The sequence below is a fragment of the Streptomyces sp. NPDC111656 genome, assembly GCF_055656965.1.
This window is the reverse complement of record NZ_JBVKCA010000023.1, coordinates 49,500-67,659: the sequence shown is the minus strand read 5'-3', so window position 1 is coordinate 67,659 and position 18,160 is coordinate 49,500. Positions and strand designations below refer to the sequence as shown.

At 68.8% G+C, this 18,160-nt stretch carries 14 protein-coding genes and 4 pseudogenes; 7 read left to right on the top strand and 11 right to left on the bottom strand.

What is annotated here, in order from left to right:
* Window positions 1-103: 103 nt before the first annotated feature.
* Window positions 104-232 (top strand): annotated as a pseudogene (locus tag ACZ7M3_RS43340) (IS5-like element IS4811 family transposase); the annotation flags it as partial.
* Window positions 233-394: 162 nt separating this feature from the next.
* Window positions 395-886 carry a hypothetical protein gene (locus ACZ7M3_RS43335; protein WP_472071169.1) on the top strand — a complete coding sequence of 164 codons (492 nt, stop codon included), beginning with the start codon at window positions 395-397 and terminating at the stop codon, window positions 884-886.
* 194 nt (window positions 887-1,080) lie between these two features.
* Here ACZ7M3_RS43335 and ACZ7M3_RS43330 read toward each other — a convergent pair whose 3' ends face one another.
* A complete protein-coding gene (locus ACZ7M3_RS43330; protein ID WP_472071167.1) occupies window positions 1,081-1,623 on the bottom strand; it encodes a GNAT family N-acetyltransferase in 543 nt (180 codons plus the stop codon).
* Between the two features lie 133 nt (window positions 1,624-1,756).
* On the opposite strand from ACZ7M3_RS43330, the pseudogene ACZ7M3_RS43325 reads away from it, so the two are divergent.
* Together ACZ7M3_RS43325 and ACZ7M3_RS43320 are read left to right on the top strand one after the other, a co-directional pair.
* A pseudogene (locus ACZ7M3_RS43325) lies at window positions 1,757-2,413 on the top strand (enoyl-[acyl-carrier-protein] reductase FabV); the annotation flags it as partial.
* 342 nt (window positions 2,414-2,755) lie between these two features.
* Window positions 2,756-3,059: pseudogene (locus tag ACZ7M3_RS43320) on the top strand (ATP-binding protein); the annotation flags it as partial.
* A 447-nt stretch (window positions 3,060-3,506) separates the two neighbouring features.
* Here ACZ7M3_RS43320 and ACZ7M3_RS43315 read toward each other — a convergent pair.
* The gene (locus tag ACZ7M3_RS43315; protein ID WP_472071165.1) at window positions 3,507-4,622 is read right to left on the bottom strand and encodes a MerR family transcriptional regulator; all 1,116 of its coding nucleotides are present in this window, start codon (window positions 4,620-4,622) and stop codon (window positions 3,507-3,509) included.
* A 930-nt stretch (window positions 4,623-5,552) separates the two neighbouring features.
* Between ACZ7M3_RS43315 and ACZ7M3_RS43310 the strand changes: the two genes are divergently transcribed.
* Window positions 5,553-6,446, top strand: a complete 894-nt coding sequence (locus ACZ7M3_RS43310) for an LLM class F420-dependent oxidoreductase (RefSeq protein WP_472071163.1) — start codon at window positions 5,553-5,555, stop codon at window positions 6,444-6,446.
* Here the strand turns inward: ACZ7M3_RS43310 and ACZ7M3_RS43305 are convergent.
* Window positions 6,425-7,006, bottom strand: coding sequence for a TetR/AcrR family transcriptional regulator (locus ACZ7M3_RS43305; protein ID WP_472071161.1), 582 nt, complete (start codon window positions 7,004-7,006; stop codon window positions 6,425-6,427). The two genes, ACZ7M3_RS43310 and ACZ7M3_RS43305, sit on opposite strands and share 22 nt — an antisense overlap.
* Window positions 7,007-7,082: 76 nt before the next feature.
* Between ACZ7M3_RS43305 and ACZ7M3_RS43300 the strand changes: the two genes are divergently transcribed.
* Both ACZ7M3_RS43300 and ACZ7M3_RS43295 read left to right on the top strand, forming a co-directional pair.
* Window positions 7,083-7,778 (top strand): alpha/beta hydrolase, encoded by a 696-nt coding sequence (locus tag ACZ7M3_RS43300; RefSeq protein WP_472071159.1) that lies wholly within the window; start codon window positions 7,083-7,085, stop codon window positions 7,776-7,778.
* The gene (locus tag ACZ7M3_RS43295) at window positions 7,775-7,909 is read left to right on the top strand and encodes a hypothetical protein (RefSeq protein WP_472071158.1); all 135 of its coding nucleotides are present in this window, start codon (window positions 7,775-7,777) and stop codon (window positions 7,907-7,909) included. The genes ACZ7M3_RS43300 and ACZ7M3_RS43295 overlap by 4 nt, the downstream gene beginning before the upstream one ends.
* A gap of 280 nt (window positions 7,910-8,189) precedes the next feature.
* On the opposite strand, the gene ACZ7M3_RS43290 is transcribed toward ACZ7M3_RS43295, so the two are convergent.
* The 8 genes and pseudogenes from ACZ7M3_RS43290 to ACZ7M3_RS43255 form a co-directional block, all read right to left on the bottom strand.
* On the bottom strand, window positions 8,190-9,404 hold the full coding sequence (locus tag ACZ7M3_RS43290; protein WP_472071156.1) for an FAD-dependent oxidoreductase: 1,215 nt from the start codon (window positions 9,402-9,404) through the stop codon (window positions 8,190-8,192).
* A gap of 482 nt (window positions 9,405-9,886) precedes the next feature.
* The gene (locus ACZ7M3_RS43285) at window positions 9,887-10,933 is read right to left on the bottom strand and encodes an aldo/keto reductase (protein WP_472071154.1); all 1,047 of its coding nucleotides are present in this window, start codon (window positions 10,931-10,933) and stop codon (window positions 9,887-9,889) included.
* A 121-nt stretch (window positions 10,934-11,054) separates the two neighbouring features.
* The gene (locus ACZ7M3_RS43280; RefSeq protein ID WP_472071152.1) at window positions 11,055-11,471 is read right to left on the bottom strand and encodes an SRPBCC family protein; all 417 of its coding nucleotides are present in this window, start codon (window positions 11,469-11,471) and stop codon (window positions 11,055-11,057) included.
* A 103-nt stretch (window positions 11,472-11,574) separates the two neighbouring features.
* Window positions 11,575-12,585: an aldo/keto reductase gene (locus ACZ7M3_RS43275; RefSeq protein ID WP_472071150.1), complete on the bottom strand. Its 1,011-nt coding sequence runs from the start codon at window positions 12,583-12,585 to the stop codon at window positions 11,575-11,577.
* Between the two features lie 23 nt (window positions 12,586-12,608).
* Window positions 12,609-13,865 (bottom strand): MFS transporter, encoded by a 1,257-nt coding sequence (locus tag ACZ7M3_RS43270; protein ID WP_472071148.1) that lies wholly within the window; start codon window positions 13,863-13,865, stop codon window positions 12,609-12,611.
* Window positions 13,866-14,563: 698 nt separating this feature from the next.
* Window positions 14,564-15,337 (bottom strand): SDR family NAD(P)-dependent oxidoreductase, encoded by a 774-nt coding sequence (locus ACZ7M3_RS43265; protein WP_355430649.1) that lies wholly within the window; start codon window positions 15,335-15,337, stop codon window positions 14,564-14,566.
* 462 nt (window positions 15,338-15,799) lie between these two features.
* Window positions 15,800-16,141, bottom strand: a pseudogene (locus ACZ7M3_RS43260) (ATP-binding protein); the annotation flags it as partial.
* A gap of 258 nt (window positions 16,142-16,399) precedes the next feature.
* A complete protein-coding gene (locus ACZ7M3_RS43255) occupies window positions 16,400-17,500 on the bottom strand; it encodes an NADH:flavin oxidoreductase/NADH oxidase (RefSeq protein ID WP_472071146.1) in 1,101 nt (366 codons plus the stop codon).
* Window positions 17,501-18,160 lie beyond the last annotated feature (660 nt).

Below are 18,160 nucleotides of genomic sequence, written 5' to 3'. Positions count from 1 at the left end.
CGGGGGCTTCATCACAGCCATCGTCCGACAGCTGCGCTCCCGTGGCTCGTCTCCCGGGCGGATCGGCCCTCGCTTGCGGCCACGCCCCGACCCGTACGTCACATGGGTCGCCGAACGCTCGCACGCCTGGATCACGCACGTACGTCGGCATGCTCGCGACCACGAACGGCTCGTCCAGCACCCGGAGAGTCTGATCCCCTGGGCGGCGATCACGCTGATGACCCGTCTGCTGATCCACGGCACGAAGAGCCTGGCCCCTTGCCTGCCGCGCAGGCCGCCTGAGCTGCCCAGGCTGTCGCCACGCGCCCCCTACTCCGAGGCTATCGGGCTCGCATCCCGCACACGTTTCATCGGTGAGCGATGAGTTCGGGGGGCGGTTCGGGTCTGCCCTCGCATGACTCGCATCATCGCTGACATCTCGGTATCCCTCGACGGCTTCGTCACCGGGCCCGACCCCGGCCCGGTCAACGGTCTGGGCACCGGCGGCGAGGCCCTGCACACCTGGGCGTTTTCCGACGACCCCGACGACCGCCGGGTCCTGCGGGAGGGAACCGCCCGCTCGGGCGCCGTCGTCCTCGGCCGCCGGCTTTTTGATGTGGTCGACGGACCGAACCGTCTGACGCTGAAGGAGGAAAACAGCGGGCAGGTGCGTGGCCTGCTCGACATACAGCGCCAACGGGTACGTGCGGCACTGGCGGACTCCTCGGCCGACAGCCGAACGCTCGACGAGCTCGCAACGTTTGTCGTCGCTGTCAACCAGTCGCTGGCCGTACTGAGCCGTGCCGGCGCCTCGGACGCCGAGCTGCGCTCCGTGACCCGGCTCGCATGCACAACGGTGGCGGACACCCTCGCCCGGGCAACATCCGAGGACGTCACCCAGAGCTGAGGGGCACCGGCTCCGCCAGGACTGGGCTTTCAACCCGGCATGCCGACAGGCACTGCCGTCGGCGTGATGCCGAGACGGTCGGCGCTCTCGCGGACGGAGTGCCCAACGGCGTGGAGCGACAGAGTGACCGGTTCGTCATGGCTCTCGGCCGTCCATGTCGGCTCCGCGGCCCGTCCTTGACCGTCCGGCGGCAGCTAGCCCTTCGAGTCCGGCTTCCAGTCCTGGGCGAGGAGTCCGAGCAGCACCTGGTCCAGAAACTCGCCCAGCACCCAGACCGAGGAGCGCAGCACGCCCTCGCGGACGAACCCGTTGCGCTCGGCGGAACTCAGCATCGCGGTGTTGTCCGACAAAGTGTCGATCTGCAGCCGCTGCAGGCCGCGCACGACGAAACCGTAGTGACAGAGCACCGCGACCACGTCGGTGCCGTAGCCCTTGCCGCGCGAGGACGGCAGCAGCCCGAGCCCGATGTGCGCGGACCGGTTGTGATTGTCGATGCCCCACAGCGTCGCGGTACCGACCAGCGTGCCGCCGTCCAGCTCCACCACGGAGAACGGGACGAGCCCCTGCTCCTTGTCGTCCACTTCGAGCCGCGAGTCCTTCGAACCTGGCGTGATCGGCCGCCACGGCCGGCCTTCGGCCCGCGAGCCGTTGACCACGTCGTCGTAGAGCTCGGTCCGCAGGACCGGGATGTCGTCCTCGTGCCGGGCCCTCAGCCCGACCTTGCTGCCCTTTAGCATGCAAGCTTCCTATCCGACCGGGATGGCCTGCGGCAAACCAATAAAAGATCAGCTCAGTTGGTGTAGCAGAGGTAGCGGATGAGGGAGCTGGCGATGCCGGCGAAGGCCAGGAGATGCTCGACTTTGCGCTCGTCTCGAGACCGGGCCGGCCGACGGCGATGATGTCGAGCAGACCGTGGCCGTGATGGGCGGCGCGGACTGGGAACGCTGGGTCGACCACCTCGCCGGACGGGACCTGCTCGGCGCCGGCTTCGCTTCCGCCGCGCTGTCGTACTTCGGATCGCCGCTGACAGCGGCGATCTACCGGCAGGGCACCATCGGCGCGGCCAAGGCCCACTTGGAGGCCACCGCCCGCACCCTGAACGAGCGGCTCGACAAGACCGTAGGCGGGCGGGCCGTGACCTCCGTCAACGGCGCCGCCGTCACCCAGTCCTCCACCGCCATCCCTGGCATCGCCCTGTACACCGGCCTGTTGCGCGGCGTCCTTGGAGAGGACCTGGTCCCGCCTGTACGCCAGCTCGCCGTCCTCTGGGACCAGCTCACCGGTGCTGCCCCGCTCACTCTGGATGACGAAGGCCGGGTCCGCCTGGACAACTGGGAACTCACTGACGACGTCCAGGCGGCCGTCGCCGAACGCTGGGAGGCCGCCACCACCAGCACCATCGCCGACCTCGCCGACCTCGCCTGGTTCCGCGCCGAAGTCCAACGCCTGTACGGATTCTCCGTGCCGCGCATCGACTACACCGCCGCAGTCGCCACTGACATCCCTTGGCCCACCCACACACCCTGACCCCGGCATCCGGCATGGAGGAACGCCATTTCGAGGAGCGTACTGAGGTGATCGGCGCAGCGCGCCGCGCACACGGGGAGGCCCCGGTGGCCGCGCCGGCTGAGCGAGGCCGCTTCACCCGTGCCCAAGCAGCCCGCCGCCCGGCCCAGGGCGAGGGGGCCAACACAGGGAGATGTACCGCACGCTCCTGGACGTCGAGCAGGCCACCATCTCCCGCGTCCTGAGCACTGCCCACCGGGACCTGGGTGGCGACTTGCTTGGCCTGCCTCAGAATCCCCGTGATGCGGCGGGCCAAGGCAACTCCCTCACGGCCCGGTGGCGGAGGCCGCGGTCCCGGCCTCCTTGGTGAACGAGCCGGTCGACGCCGCCGACGACAAACAGCTGGGCAAGACCCTCGCCCGCTGCGGGCGCGTCGATCTTCTCGAAATCGACGAACTCGGCTACCTCGAACTGGACCGCCGCGGCGCGGAGATACTCTTCCACGTTCTCACTGGGCGTGGGGGAAAGATCAGCATTGCGGTCGCATCCAACGAGGCTTCACGGGTGGAGCCGCACCATCACCGACCCGGGGCTCTGCGCGCGACGGTGGACAGGTGCGCCTTCAGTGCCACCTTGATCGACTGGAACCGAGTCCTACAGACTCGCCCGCAGCGATGGAGTCAAGCGCCTGCAGAAAAGGACGTGGGTCTACGCAACAGCCACTGCCCGAACGTCCGACGCGGGGGCCGCACCACCACGCGGCCGCGGGCCTTCTGACCGACCAGCTCCACTCGCAAAGTGACTGGCGTATCAGGATCCGTCGGAATCTGACGGTACTTGACGCTGCTGTGCACCAGCTGCAGACCATCAGTATCGACGACGATGCCCGGCCTCGTGATCAGTGTCAGGGCGCGGCGGCGGTGTCCGTACCGAGGTAGACGTAGCGCGCTCCGGGGCGCCCTGATGCAGCTGCTGGCCTGGACCGACCGGTACATGCTCGACCTGTACGGCGAGGGCCTCCAGGTCGAGCGCGCCTTCGAGACCAAGCCTCGCCGCGGCGACGCCTACTGATTCCGGCGGGTCAACTCCTTGCGGCGTACTCGCGCGCGATGGTTCAGGCTACGAGAAGGCGGAGGCCGAGCTCTGCCGCGTCGAGGGCGACGAGGTCGCGGTTGCGCTCCGCCCAGCGGCCTGAGGAAAGGTCGTCGCGAAGGCTGTTCACCGCCCGTTGCTCGGCCTCCGGCCCGACTCTGGTCCATACCGATACCGCGCGGCGCACATGTTCGTCCAGGTACGCCTCCGGCCGGCGCCAGTGGGCCTCGAAGAAGCCGTCAGCGCAGTCCCATGGGATGAGCACGGGCTCCGCGCGCCCCTCGATCGCGCGGGTCAGGTCTGCCAGTGAAGGCCAGCCGACGAGAAGGGCAGCGAATTCCGGCAGGTAGTCGCGGGTGAGCCAGAACCTCTGAAGCCAGCCGGTGTCACTGGCGTCGTACGTGAACACCACCACGCGCCGGGCCACTTGCCGCATCTCGCGCAGCCCGGCGATCGGGTCCTGCCAGTGATGAACGGTGCTGAAGGCCATCGCGGCGTCGAAGGACTGATCCTCGAACGGGAGGCTCTCCGCGGCGGCGGCCACGCAGGGCGCCGCGCTCGCGGGACGCTGCGCCCGCATGACCGCCGACGGTTCCACCGCGGTCACGTCGCGGTCCGGGGGTTCGTAGGAGCCGGTGCCGGCCCCGACGTTCAGTACCGTCCGTGCGTCCCCGAGCGCATCCCAGATCCTCGCGGCGATCCGCGGCTCGGTGCGCCGCGTCGCCCGGTATGCGGACCCGATGGCTTCGTACAACTGCGCGCCGAGTACTTTCAGTTGTTCCTCCGGCGTGGTCCTGATCCCCATTGCCCGTGCCTCCAGTTCCCCGTCTATGGCCGTCACCATGGCGGCAGCGCGGTCGCGCTGGTCCAGCAGCAGGCCGCGCAGCCTGTGCAGGTGCGCGACCGCGTCGGTGGTCGGGTCGTCTACGAGATCCGCGATTTCGCGCAATCCGAAGCCCAGCCGCCGGTAGCCGAGCACCTCCCGCAGTCGCTCCACATCGTCCGCCGAGTAGGCCCGGTATCCGGCCGAGGTCCGCGCGGATGGCTGCACGAGGCCGATCTCGTCGTAGTGATGCAGTGTGCGGACGCTTACGTCGGCCAGCTCGGCCACGCGTCCTACGGTCAGATGTTCCTCCATGTCACCGACAATGCGGCATGACGCCACGTGAGGGTCAAGCGCTTCGCACCAGGTACCGCAGGGTGGGCCGGAGCCCGCTGGAGACGTGACGTACGGGGGCGGAGGCTGCAAGGCTCAGGCTCTGCGACGCTGCGGCCATGAGTAACCGAGTTGCCTGGCGAAGTCTGGTGAGCCACCGCAGACTTCAGCGGCTTGGCGCGGGTCAGCTGCGACGAGTTGCTCAGCGAGCCGTTCAGCTTGGTCTGCGGGGTCGTCACTGGAGACGGCGAGGATCATCCGGAACTGCGGCCATGGACGGTCTTCCCTGATCGCGGAGCGGCCTGGGTGGAAGAGGGAGACGTTGACCTGGTGCGGTTCCCAGGGCCAGGCGGATACGGCGTCGAGTTCGCATTTCCACCGTGCGAGCCAGTCAGTGTGATCTCGGAGGTCTTGCTCCAGCAGCCGTGCAACGGTCCGCGCCGGCCAATTCCAGCTGCGGTCCGCGGTTGCCCGCTCGACTTCTCTTTGGTACTCCTGAGCCTCAAAGCGGAAGGAGGGCAGGTCAACCTCGTCCTCGTCGGGATTGCGCCACTCGTCGCAGAGAACGTAGTCGCCGTCTTGCTGGATGGGATGTTGCCGGCCGTCGGCCCCGTCCCTCAGATGTGACACAGCAAGTGTCACCCACCTGGCAGGCGCCAATCCTCGACACCTTGGTCCTCTGCTCTGGCCGCCACATAGTCGATTCAGTCCCTCTTGGCATGCTGGACCCGGCGGACAGCCGTGTTGATGTGCATATCGAACAGATCCGGGACCACGGACGCAGGCATGTCAGGGGCGGGGGAGGTGGTCTCACTCGTCCGGACGACAGGCCCCGCCACCTCCGCGCGCGGCGCGCCACGTCACCCGAGCGCGTCCGCGCTTCGCGCCTAAGGTGACGCCCGGAGGTGGAGAATGCGAGTGGGGTTGCACGCGCTCGGTATCGGTGACGGTGCCCGTCCCGAGGTGATCCGTGCGGTGGCCACGGCCGCGGAGACGCACGGCTTCGCGAGGCTCTGGTGCGGCGAGCACGTGGTGCTCGTGGACGCGCCCGCCTCCCGTTACCCCTACTCCGTGGACGGCCGGATCGCCGTGCCAGGGGACGCGGACTGGCTGGACCCGCTGCTTGCCCTGACCTTCGCGGCGGCGGTCACCAGCCGGATCGAACTCGCCACCGGCGTGCTCCTGTTGCCTGAGCACAATCCGATCGTGGTCGCCAAACAGGCCGCCACACTCGACGTGCTCTCCGCCGGGCGGTTCAGCCTCGGAGTCGGAGTCGGCTGGTCGGCCGAGGAATTCGCAGCGCTCGGAGTCCCCTTCGCGAGGCGCGGGCAGCGCACCGAAGAGTACCTCGCCGCGATGCGCACCCTCTGGGCCGAGGACCCGGCCTCCTTCGCAGGGGAGTTCACCCGCTTCGACGCGATCCGGGTCAACCCGAAACCGCTGCGCGGCGGCCGGCTCCCGGTCGTGGTCGGAGGCAACAGCGACGCCGCCTTGCGCCGCGCGGTCACGCTCGCCGATGGCTGGTACGGCTTCAACGTCCCGGCGGCCGACGTCCCGGCACGCATCGCCGTTCTCGCCGACGAGTGCGCCCGCCACGGTCGTGCTTTTGCCGAGCTCACAGTCGCCGTCGCGCTGAGCGACGGCACCCCGGAGCACCTCCCCGCACTCGCTGCGGCAGGCGTCACCGAACTCGTCGTCGTCGGCGCACCCCCACCCGCTCCCGAGGTGGCGGCCACCTGGGTCGCGGAGATCGCTCAAACCTGGATTCGCCCGGAGACGACGCTTCAGGGAGCGGTAAGCGGTTGAGCGGTAGCCGCTGGAAGGTGCTCGACTGCGCCCAGGAAGTCGCGGAAGGCCCGGTCGGTGCGGGTGGTGTCGCCGGTGGCGTCGAGGTCCATGAGAAGACCACGGATGACAGCGAGAACGAGCGTCGCGAGATCCGGCCGACCGATGCTGCGCAGGCCGTCTTCGAGCGGCCCGAGCCAGTCGGTCGTCGCGGTGCGCCGGAAGTCGGGCCACAACTGCTGCTCCGCGCTCTCGCGCAGCTGACCGAACATCCGCAGGTACGGCCGGCCGTCCGGGCCGGTGATGGAGGTCCAGGCGCGATCCAGGGTGGCCGTGTAGGGCTCGTCGGGTCGCACCCGCAGGAGGTCGCCGAATGTGTCGAGCTGGCGTTGCCGCGCGCGCCCGAGGACGGCCCGCAGCAGGGCGTCGCGGGTGCCGAAGTGATAGATCAGCATGCGGGCTGAGGTGCCGGTGGCGGTGGCCAGCGGCTCGAGCCGGTCGGGGAGGCCGTGCGCGAGGGCGTGATCAGCGCAGGCATCGAGCAGCCTCTCCTTGATGTGCGGTTGCGGTCGTCTGCCCACGGCGCGACTTTTTCACGTAACGGCGACTACGTCTACCGTTGATCGAAAGGCAGTCAAGGCAGACGTGGAGGAAGCGATGAGGGTCGTGTTCGTGCATGGGGCGTGCGTGCGGGACGGGTCGTGGTGGTGGCACCGCACCGCCGAGCTGCTGCAGGAGCGAGGGGTGCCGAGCGTGGCCCCGGCGCTGCCGAGCTGCGGCGAGACGGGCCTGCCCGGCGGCGTCGGCGGTCCGGGGCTGTCCGAGGACGTTGCCGCGGTGCGGCAGGTGCTGCAGAGCGGCGACGAGCCGACCGTCGTGGTCGCCCACAGCTACGGCGGCATCGTCACCGCGGAAGCCGCTGCGGGAATCGGGTCGGTACGCCACCTGCTGCTGGTCTCCAGCTACCTGCCCGAGGTCGGGCAGAGCCTGTCGGAGTTCGGGGACGGGAGCCCTGCCCCGTTCCTCGACGTCGACCCTGACGCCGGCACGTTCGGGGTCCGCCGCGAACTGCTCGTGGACACGTTCCTGCAGGACTGCGACCCTGAGGTCCAGGCGCAGGCGGCGGATCACCTCGCCCGGCAGAGCGTGCAGGTGACGGGGCAGAAGGTCGGGGCGGCCGCATGGCAGCAGGTGCCCTCGACGTATCTCGTCTGCAGTCAGGACCGCGGCACCCCGCCGCGCCTACAGCGCGAGTTCGCCCGCCGGGCCGGCAGCGTCGTCGAACTCGAGGCCGGCCACCACCCGTTCCTGTCCCAGCCCGCCGCGGTCCGGGACCTGCTGCTGAGCCTGTGACGGCAGCCACGGACGAGCCGGGCCGGCGATCCGAGGACCAGGAGGCCGTCGTGAGCGCCGAGGAGGAACTTCCGTCGAGGGCCTACACGGCCTGCAACGGGCAGGACGTCGACCAACGAACACCGGCGTGACGCCAGATTTCCGGCCGCTGATCCTCAAGCGCCGTCTCCCCCTGACGCGCTGCCCCCCAAGATCAACCGCCTAGCGTTGTCTTTCGCTGGAAGCTACCGGCATCCCTTGACGCGGTCCGAGGACCGGCCACCATCACGGCACCGGGGAAGGCACCGCCCACACTTCGGGCGGTGCTACTTCGCATCGACATTTCTGGGTCCGGCGATCGCCAGATGCTGGGTGTGGACCCGCCACCGGTTCGCACGGTTCGGTGTGCGGGCGGTCGCCAGACGCAGACGGCTACACCCCTGTTGAGGGCAGCGGGTCCTGTCCCACCATGTTGTGTCCGCGGGCGGCCGATTCGCGCACGGCGTCGAAGCCGTAGCCGATCATCTCTTCCTCGTACGCATGCAGGGCCTCGGCCAACGGCCGACCGCCGGCGGCCTGAACGAGTCGAACGGTCAGTATCCGTGCGTCACGCAGTGCGGTGTTCGCGCCAACGCCGATGGCAGGGCTCATGACGTGGATGGCATCGCCCAACAGGGTGACCGCGGTGGTCTCCCACGTCGCGACGGGCACGCTGGTGCGCACCGAGACCGGGAAGATCGAGGCGGGGTCCTGACGGGACACGATCTCGACCAGTCCAGGGTGCCATCCCTCCACCAGGGAGAGCGTGAGCGCTTTCAGTTCCGCGCCGTTCATCGCGAACAACTCCTCGTCCGTGCAGGGAATCTGCTCACGTCGGGTGCCGAAGACGCACGCGAGGTAGTCGCTGTCGTCGCTGAGCTCGATGTCGGAAGCCAGCCGGGCCGTCGCCCGGTGCATGGGCTCGTGGTACTGCACGGGGGCGAGTCCCACGAAGCGCTTGCCCGGGCCGATGACGGTGGTCCACAGTCCGAGCAGTTCGGGCGGGACCAGGGCTCGGGCCTGGTCACCGGCGAACGGGACCTTGCCGTAGAGCAGCCGCAGTCCGGCGTCGATGACCTGAGCCTGGGGCAGGTACTGCCTGCGGGTGGCCGAGTTGACCCCGTCGGCGCCGATCAGGACATCGCCCGTGGCACTGGTGCCGTCCGCGAAGTGCGCGGTCACCGAGCCCGACCGGTCGGTGTCGTAGTGGGTCAGCCGGGCACCGTAGTGCACCGCCTTGTCCAGGCCGGACAACAGGATCTGTCGCAGCGTCATGCGGTTGACCGCCAGGTGCCCGCCGCCGGGCAGGTCCGGGACGGGCGGGAGTTCCTGGGCGTGCAGCAGGTTCAGCTGGTGGTCGAACGTGTCCATGCGCGACCCGGGGGTGGCGGCGGTAGCCGTGAACACCTCGTACGCCTGCGGCGTCAGCACCGCCCTGAGCGCGGTGATGCCGTCGGAGTTGATGCGGATGCGGTAGCCCTGGTTGCGGAAGGCCGCAGTGGAGTCCTTCTCGTACACCGCGGCGCTGATCCCCGCCCGGCGAAGCCCCTGCGCGAGGGCCAGGCCGCCCAGCCCGCCTCCGGCGATGATGACATGCAGATCCGACACAGCTGTGTCCCTTCTCGAAGATGAAACGAAAAGGGACGCACCGGACGTGCCTCAACGGCACTGTACGAGCGCATGACCGCCATCCGGACTACCTACCGGACCGTGACTTTTGTACGTCCGGAGAAAAAGCTAGCACAGGTCCGGCGGTGAGCCCCGCAGTGCCAACACCAGGCATGCCACTGCGAATTGGTCGGGCGTCTGCTTGAAGGGCATCGCTTGCCGTGGCCCAGGGCGACTCGGCCTGGAGCATCACGGCCGCAGAGCGCTCCAGTTCAAGGCTCAGCCAGGGGTGCGCCTGATCTTGTACTGCCTCCGCAGTTCGCGGGGCCATCCCCGGCGCCAAGCTTCGGTCGTCCGTCACAGTCGCCAGCCTCTCGGCAAGCTGCGGATCCCTACCGCCGGCGACCGGTGGCAGCGGATTCGCACATGCGATCAGAACACGGCTTCCCCGGGACGGCCCTGCGGTGCGTCTGAGTGAGTGTTCAGCGGGCCGGCCGGTGCAGTGCCAGGTCTGCCTCGCTGAACCGGGAGGACACGAGGTTGGCCTGGTGCCAGTGCGGATAGATGAGGTCGGGCGCGCTTACTTTGTCGAGGCGGTCCACTTCCTCCGGCGAGAGCTCCAGATCGGCCGCCCCGAGATTGTCGGCCAGTTGTTCGTCCTTGCGGGCGCCGATGATGACGGAGGTGACGGCGGGTTTCGTGAGCACATAGGCCAGGGCCACCTGGGCCGGGGAGGCCCCGCGTGCGGAGGCCACCTCGACGAGGGCGTCGATGGTGTCGTAGAGCTTCTCCTCGTCACGTACGGGGGGCTCGGACCACTCGGTGAGGTGCCTGCCGTCCTCGGGCTGCCGGTCACGCCGGTATTTGCCACTCAACAACCCTCCCGCGAGCGGGCTCCAGACGAGGATCCCGAGCCCCTGGTCCACGGAGGCGGGAACGAGTTCGTACTCGGCGTCCCTGGACTCGAGCGAGTAGTAGATCTGGTTGCTGACGAACCGCTGGTATCCGTGCGCGTCGGCGACACACAGCGCCTTCATGAGCTGCCAGCCAGAGAAGTTCGAGACGCCCAGGTACCGGACCTTTCCCGAGGCCACGAGGCTGTCGAGCGTCTGCATGGTCTCTTCCAGCGGAGTCAGACCGTCCCACTGGTGCACGTGGTAGATGTCCAGGTGGTCGGTACCCAGGCGGCGCAGGCTGGCATCGACCTGGTCCAGGATGTGCCGGCGCGACAGACCCTCGTCATTGGGTCCGTCCCCCATGGGCAGGCGTACCTTCGACGAGACGAGGACCGTGTCCCGCCGGCCTGCCAGGGCCTTGCCGAGGATCTCCTCGGCCGCTCCCGAGGAGTACATGTTCGCCGTGTCGATGAGGTTGACGCCGGCGTCGAGGCACATGTCGACCTGACGACGGGCACCGTCCACGTCGGTATGGCCCACGTTGCCGAAGACGTCCTTGCCGCCGAACGTCATCGTGCCCAGGGCGATCGTCGAGACCAGCAGCCCTGAATTCCCCAGCTGTCGGAAATCCATGGTCAATCTCCTCCCAATCCAGATCGACAGCGCGGTGAGGCCACGGCGCGCGCCGTGGCCACTCGGGTCGACCGGCCGCGCCGCGGGGGCTCGTCACCCGGTGATCCGAGTGGTCGACCCCTCACGACAATGCCTTGATCAGAGCTTCCAGACCATCGCCGTAGATTCCGGTGAAGAGAGCGACGACGTCGGCATCGGAGGCGTCCGTGGGAACGAAACGTCCCGACCACTGGACCTCACTGATGGTCGCGTCGCCCGAGACGGCGTGGACCCGCAGGGTGGAGACGTAGTCGGTCACCGGGAACGGCGCCTCGACGATGGCGTAACTGTACTGACGCTCTTCCTCGTTGAAGGCGACCAAGCGCTCGACGATGGTGTCCCCGTCGGGGTTGCCGAGCCTTCTGAGGCGCCCTCCGTCCTCCAGGATGCTCGACGGAATGTAGGGAAGCCAGTCGGGCAGCGAGCCGAACCCCCCGATCAGCCGCCACACGCGTTCCGGAGGGGCCGGGACGATCCGGCTCACCGATGTGGATGCCATGGCGTGTCTCCAAGTGTGTCGAGAATCGTCGTTCCTGGGGGAGCCGGGAACAGCCGTCCCTGAGCGAGCCGAGAATGGCCGTTCCTCGGGGGAGCGGATGGGATCAGATGCCGTCCGGCAGAGGTGCCTGCGGGCTCACCAGCCGTGCCTCGCGAAGTTCTCGCCAGAACCGGTCCGGGATCTGTTCGTGGAGTGCCGCCAGGTCCTCGGCGATGCGGCTGGGCTTCGTCGCGCCGGGAATGACCGCGGCGCTCACCGGGTGGGCGAGCGAGAACTGCAATGCGGCCGCCTTGATCGAGACCCCGTTCCGGTCGGCGATGTCCTTGATGAGCCTTACCCGTTCGACGACTTCCGGGGGCGCGTCCTGGTACTCGAAATGGGTTCCGCCGGCCAGGATTCCGGAGCTGTACGGTCCGCCCACCACCATGCCGACTCCCTGCTCCTGTGCCATGGGCAGCAGCCGCTGCAGGGCGTGCTCGTGGTCGAGGAGGGTGTACCGGCCGGCCAGCAGGAAGCCGTCGGGCTTCGGTTCATCGAGTGCCAGGGTGAGCTCGATGGGCTCGGTACGGTTGACACCCAGGCCCCAGGCCCTGATGACGCCCTCGTCCCGCAGCCTGCTCAACACCCGGAACGCCCCGGTCCTGGCTTCCTCGAACTTGCCGATCCAGGGGTCGCCGTGGAAGTCCTGCGCTACGTCGTGCACCCAGACGATGTCCAGCCTGTCCACGCCGAGTCGCTGCAAACTGCCGTCGATCGAACGTTCCGTGGCATCGGCGGTCCACTCGTGGAGGATCTTGTTCGGCCTTCCCTCGGCGAACAGACTCCCCTTCTCACCCAGATCGCGACTGCCGGACTCGACCACGTCGAGAATGACCCGGCCCACCTTGCTGGACAGCACGAACTCGTCCCGGGGCTTTTGCGACAGCATCTCGCCGAGACGGATCTCGGCGAGGCCGGCGCCGTAGAGCGGCGCGGAGTCGTAGTAGCGGATGCCCTGGTCCCAGGCCGCGTTGAGGGTGGCGGACGCCTCTTCCTCCGGGACAGCACGGAACATGTTGCCCATGGGGGCCGTGCCGAAGCCGATGCGGTCGGGCATGATCTTGTCCAGGGCCATGATGGTTCCTTTCCGGGAGCCGGTCACCCTATGGAGCCGGGCTGGGGTGTCAGCGGCTGCTGTGCCGTCCGTGTCACGCGCGTGGTGGAGAAGAAGAGGAGAAGGCCCGCCAGGGTGAGGAAGAAGCCGGCCCACGCCGAGGAGAGGGTTCCGAAGCCTGCGCCGATCACGGCCCCGCCCGCCCAGGCGCCGATGGTGTTGGCGACATTGAGCGATGCCAGGTTCATCGCTCCCATGAGGGTGGGAGACTCCGGGGCCAAGTCGGTCAGACGCACCTGGATCGTCGGAATCGCGGTCATCATGGCCGCGCCGATGCCTACGAGCGTCACGAAGAGGACCCACGGCTGGGCGCCGTACAGGGCGAGCGGTACCAGCAGGACCAGCGCCGTGCCGAAGCCGCCCACCAGGCCGAGCGACGGATGCCGGTCCGCGATGCGGCCGCCGTAGAGGTTCCCGGCGGTCATGCCGATACCGAAGAGGGCGAGAGCGATCGGTACGACGCCGAGGTCGAGGCCGGCCGCATCGGTGACGTAGGGACCTATGAAGCTGTAGACCGCGAAGATGCTGGCCACGCCCACGGCGGCGACGCCCATGATGGTCCACGCGGCGGGCTTCCGCAGCGCGCCGACCTCCTTCACGAGGGAACTACCGCTCAGATCCCGGGTCCGCGGTACGAAGAGCAGGAGCGCCAGCAGAGCCGCGGCGCCGACCCCGGCCACGATCACGTAGGTGACTCGCCACCCCGTGGTCTGCCCGAGGAATGTCGCGAGGGGCGATCCGACGATCGTGGCCACCGTCAGACCGGTCATGACGAGTGAGAAGGCCTTGCCGGACCTTCCGGGGCCGACGACGTAGGAAGCGACGACCGCGCCGGCACCGAAGTACGCACCCTGCGGCAGGCCGCTCACGAACCGCGCCGCCGCCAGCATGCCCAGGTTCATGGCGAGGGACGACAGCAGGTTTCCGACGACGAACAGGCCCATCAGCCCGAGCAGAAGCCGGCGCCGGTTCATACGGGCCGCGGCGAGTGTGATGGTGGGCGCGCCGATGACCACCCCGGCGGCGTACGCGGCGATGGCGTTGGTGACCGAGGAGAGCCCCAAGTGAAGGTCGGCGGAGAAGAGTTGAGGAATCCCCATGCTCGCGAACTCGGACGTTCCGATCGCGAAACTGCCCAGGGCAAGCGCGAACAAGGGAAGCTTGCCCGACCGGCGGTGGGGAATGGCGGCGCAGCGCTTGTCCTCAGCCGCGCATTGGGCTGCGTACGCCTCTTCGTGCATGGACTGCCACCTCTGCTGCCGGTGGAACGCCGGACCGAGGACGCCGGCTGCCGGGAAGAAGGCGGGCGCGGCCCATGGCGCGTCGGAGACAGGGTGAACAGAACCTGTCCGTCGGCTCAGTCCTCGCGTAGGATCCCGCCCGCGGACGCTCGTACATCGATTGTGCACCCGTTTCTGCGACGCTGCAGGAGGGCGTTTCGATGTCTCTCCTCCGCCAAGTCCGCTGCGGCTGAACTCATGGGTCCGAGCAGGAGTTTCCCCTGCCGGGGTGTCGTCTCCGACGGGCCGCCGCGTCTGGTGTCCTGGGATTTCCCCCATCAGCTGTGCGTAGGAATTCGGCACGCATTCTAATACCGGACCATGTGCAACGAGAGCTGCAGGCCTGCCCGATTTCGGCAAGGCCGGGAAGTGAGTGCCTACTTGCAGTGTCGGTGCTGCTTCGCGGACGTGGGTACGACGTGCCACGGGCCAAGACTCTCGGGGCACGGAGCCGACTCCCTCGGGTACACCGCCAGGTCTCACTCTGCCCTGGGCCTGGGGCTCTTGCTTGCGCGAGTCCACGTGTGGGACGCACGGGTGGTCAGCTGTGCCTGGCACTGACCACGTCCGTGCTCGGGACCGATGAGCAGGCCCCCGGGACCGGCGGACTGCCGGTCTCGGCGCGGGCGCGCGACGGCGCCGCCGCTCCGGGAGGTCGCTCAGGGGAATACGGTGGGGACCAGGCCGCCGTCGACGCTCAGCGCCGCGCCCGTGGTCGCCGCCGCCTGATCCGATGCGAGGTAGGTGATCAGGCCGGCCACCTCTTCCGGACGGATCAGACGTCCCAGCAAGGAGTTCGCGGCCCGCCCGTCCGCGACGAACCTGCGCTCCTGTTCGGCGACGTCGAGGCCCGGGTAGAGGTCGGCCCACATCTCCAGCACGCCGGCGCTCAAGGTCGGCCCGGGCAATACGCAGTTGACGGTCACTCCGCTGCCGGCGACCTCCTGGGCCATGCCGCGCGACACCGCCAGCTGCGCCGTCTTGGTCATGCCGTAGTGGACCATGTTCGTGGGCGTCTGGATGCCGGCCTCGCTGCTGACGAACACGACCCGGCCCCAGCCGCGTTGCACCATCCGGGGAGTGTAGTGGCGGGCCAGACGTATGCCGGAGAGCACGTTGACGTGGAAGAAGCGCAGCCATTCCTCGTCGGGAATCTCGAACACCGGCTGGGTGGCGAACACACCTGTGTTGTTCACCAGGATGTCGACGTCGGGGACCTGCTCGATCACCGCATCGGCGCCCTCCGGGGTGCTCACATCCGCGGTGACACCGCGACCGCCGAGCCGCTCGGCGGTCGCGGCGACGCTCTCGGGGTTTCTCCCGTTCACCACGACCTCGGCCCCGGAGGCGGTCAGCGCCGCCGCGGTGGCCTCGCCGATGCCTGCGGTGGACCCGGTGACCATGGCGATGCGTCCGCTCAGGTCGATGTTCATGTCTCCACCATCCCTGCCTGCTGCGTCCGTCGGAGGACGTCGCTGACGGGCGCGAGGCTCGTCCGCCGGTTCGTTGATCGATGTGCCCGCAAGGCTGCTTGGGGTCCTGGGCGAAGCGCCGCCGGTTCCCGCTCAGGACAAGTGGCCGATCTCCCGGGACGCCTCCGACGCGTGGCTCCAGCGGAACCGGGCGAGCCCGTGGCCGTGCGCGTCCATGACCCCAGTCTTGTCCTGCCGCGTCACGCCCGCATCCGCGGCCGTACAGTGCGAACGGGCGCCCTCGGTGGTAACGGCACATCACCTTGGCCCTGCTCGCTCACGCCATCCTCGCCACCCCGGCAGCGCAGGCCGCCACCGCTGCAAAAGGGGGCGGCAGCCATGACATCCGCAGCCCCTGACCGTGGCAGAGGTGCGGCGCCAATGCCGAAGTCGCAGCTCAGGACACGAACCGCTGCTGGAGTGTTACTCGGAGTCCGGCGCATGTTCGCAGGACAGCACCGCCCCCACGGTCACGCCTTCGCCGCAGTCGTCGCGGACTCCCCAGTCGTTGGCGAGCGCCGCGACCATGTGCAGGCCGCGGCCGCTCTGCGCGTGGGTGGACGGCGTAGTGACGACCGGAAGGCCGCAACCGCCGCCGTCCGTCACCTCGATCCTGAGCCGGCCCCGGCAGTCGGTCTGCCAGTGGATACGTACGTGACCGGCGTCCTGCCGCGCGCCGACCAGAGGCCTTCCGTGCAGGCAGGCGTTTGTCAGCAGCTCGGACAGGATCAATACAGCGTCGTCTATGACGGATTCGGTATGCCGGTGGTCTGCAGCCGATCGCGCATCAGACGTCTGGCGTTACGGATGTCCGGGCGATCGTGGAGAAGGTCCTCGGTCCAGGTCAGGAGCGCCTCTCCGTGGCCATCAGCGTCATCTTGCTTCTCCGTCTCGGGTGCCGCCGTTCACCGGCGAACGCCGGTCGTGTGCGGCCTGCGTCCTGCGGGCCGGGCCAAGGGCTCCCGATCCACATGCGGAGCCGTGGGCCGGCGGGCTGGGCGCAGCACCGGAGGGGTGGGGGTGTCAGGCTCGGTGGTACTGGATAGGGGTGGTGACCGTGCCTCCGAGCCGGTCGGCGGCGTGACGGGCCCAGGAGGGATTGCGCAGTAGCTCACGGGCCAGGAGGACGGCGTCGGCCTTGCCCGAGGTGAGGATCTCCTCGGCCTGCACGGGCTCGGTGATCATGCCAACGGCCGCGACGGGCAGGTCGGTCTCGTTGCGGACGCGCTCGGCGAAGGGGACCTGGTAGCCGGGCCCGGTCGTGATCTTCGCGTCGGGGACGATGCCGCCGGTGGAGACGTCCATGAGATCGACGCCGTGTGCCTGGAGCTCTTTGGCGAAGCGGACGGTGTCGTCGGCTGTCCACCCTTCGCGGCTGTCCTCGGGGTTCTCGGACAGCCAGTCGGTGGCGGAGATGCGGAAGAACACCGGCAGGTGCCCGGGCCACACGGCGCGTACGGCATCGACGATTCCCAGCGCGAAGCGGATCCGGCCTTCGAAGGAGCCGCCGTACTCGTCGGTCCGGCGGTTGCTCTCCGGGGAGAGGAACTGGTGGATCAGGTAGCCGTGGGCTCCGTGGATCTCGGCGACCTCGAAGCCGGCTGCGAGAGCACGTACGGCGGCAGCGGCGAACTGCTGGGTGATCTCGCGGATACCGGCCGTGGTCAGCTCCTCGGGAACCGTCGACGTCTTGTCGAAGGCCACCGGGCTGGGGCCGACCGGTGTCCAGCCGTGGGGCTCGTCCGGGGCGATCGGGCGTCCGCGGTCGATCCACGTGCGCTCGGTCGACGCCTTGCGTCCGGCGTGCGCCAGCTGGATCCCGGGGACGGTGCCCTGCGACTTCAGGAAGGCGGTGATGCGCTGAAAGGCGGCGACCTGCACTTCGTTCCAGATGCCGAGGTCATAGGGGGAGATACGGCCCTCGGGGCTGACGGCGGCGGCCTCGGTGATGATCAGCCCGGTGCCGCCGGCGGCGCGTGCGGCCAGGTGTGTGAAGTGCCAGTCCGTGGGCGCGCCGACGCTCTCGCCGTCGGGGGAGGCGCTGTACTGACACATCGCCGCCATCCAGATGCGGTTGGGGATCGTCAGCGACCTGAGGTCGTAGGGGGTGAACAGGGAGGTCATTGCGGTACTTCCTTGGTGAGGGATCGTGACTCGGACGAGGCGCCGAAGGCCCAGTCGGGGTGGCCCTGCCGCGCCTGGCGAGAGGTGTAATTGCAGACGCATGTATTTTATTTCCGCCGGATACCAGCGTGCGACGGTTTTTGCATAGGGCGCTTATCCCGCCGCCGGGTGTTCACGGTCGAACCGTGACGCACCCAGCGGCCTGGTCGCCGTCGGTGACGAGCGCATTGCGACGAGTGAACGGAGCCACGTCTTCGTGCTGCCCGCGTGGGTGTCGGGCGACAGCGGTGATGCTTCGTCTTCGGCCCCAGCCCCGGCCCACGAGGAGCCCTGCGGTGGTCGTTCCCGGTTCCCGTTCAGTCCTGAGCGTCACGACCACCTGCGCGGGCACACCGTGCTGCGGCGCTACCTCTGTGCGAGGGAACTCGCCAAGGGCGCTCTGGTACAGCTGCTCCAGCCCGTGGTGCCCCCATCGACAGGCTGCACCCGGCGTTTCGCGCGGGCCCCGAAGCGACCCCGGCGATCGTGGAGGTCCGCACACCGAAAGAACAGCCGGCAGCTCGCCGAATACGCCGGCCACGCCACCCGGCACGACCTGCAGCACCTGCTCTTCCACAGCCGCTGAGGTGCCGGGGTTCACGCGTCGGTTTGGTCGGCCGA